Annotated in this window: 1 protein-coding gene; it reads left to right on the top strand. The window is 28.6% G+C overall.

All coding sequences use genetic code 11. The features are described 5' to 3' along the window. Positions 1–670: sulfotransferase family 2 domain-containing protein (locus KVT34_RS29500; RefSeq protein ID WP_217563216.1), on the top strand; the 670-nt coding region annotated here is incomplete at its 5' end. Between the last annotated feature and the right edge of the window lie 411 nt (positions 671–1,081).

Consider the following 1,081-nt stretch of genomic DNA (forward strand, 5'->3'; position numbering starts at 1 on the left):
TTGGTTCTTTTATCACATTAATTTTTTTAAAGAAGCGGTTAAATATAATCCCTTTGTTCATCACTATGAATTTGAAATTTATAAAAACTCCATACCTTATTTCATTGATTTAGCCAATGCATTACAAAAAAAAGAAAAAGACACCTATAAATTAGTAAGAAATCCCTTCAAAAGGGCCGTAAGCTCCTTTATTTCTCTGATTCCTGCTCCGTATTACGAATCCATTGAATGGAAGCACATCCGTCGTTATCTTTATGGTGATGAATCCTGTAATAAAAGAATTTCCTTTAAACTTTACTTGTACTATTTAAAAGCACATGCACCGGATTTTGAGGGCGTAAATCCACACTTCACACCACAGTATATACAAGGAGAAGAAGAGTTTGTAACAAATTATATTTACCTGGAGAATCTCTCTACGGAACTTTCTAATTTAGAAGACAAATACGGATTAAAAAAATCTCCTCTAAATGGATTGATTAACTCGTGGCACCACCAAAACAAATTAGCAGTTTACAAGGGGACATATGCAGATGGGGATATTACTGATCCTTTATTCCCAAGACATCCCACCTACGATAGTTTTTATGATGAAGAAACAATTCAATTGGTCAAAGATATTTTCAAAGATGATTTCAAGACATATGAATACTCATTAAATCTAATTTAAAAAGATAACAGATCATTAGAAACCTTTTCATATATGATAGAGAAACTTAAATCCAGCTAATTAAATTTCCTCATACAGCTCTTATAATAATTTAGGACACTGTGTAACAGTGTTCTTTTTTATGAAATTCTAATTTCGTCATTCATTAACATCACTACATTTTTATAATACGTTTTATTTATCTCCACTATTTATCCTGCTATTTATATATAATTAAATCAAAAATATCCAATTTAATTTTTGCTTTGCGACATAATATTTATTGTTGTTGGAAAAAACCTAGATTTTTATTATAAGAGCATTTTAATTAAACGTACAACCACTTTCCTATTTATAGCTTTTCTATACCTTTATTTTTATATTATTAAACCCTGTAAATTATTTTCACTTTAATTATTAAACATACATATA

This window comes from Paenibacillus sp. GbtcB18 (assembly GCF_019091125.1).
Classification (GTDB): domain Bacteria; phylum Bacillota; class Bacilli; order Paenibacillales; family NBRC-103111; genus Paenibacillus_F; species Paenibacillus_F chitinolyticus.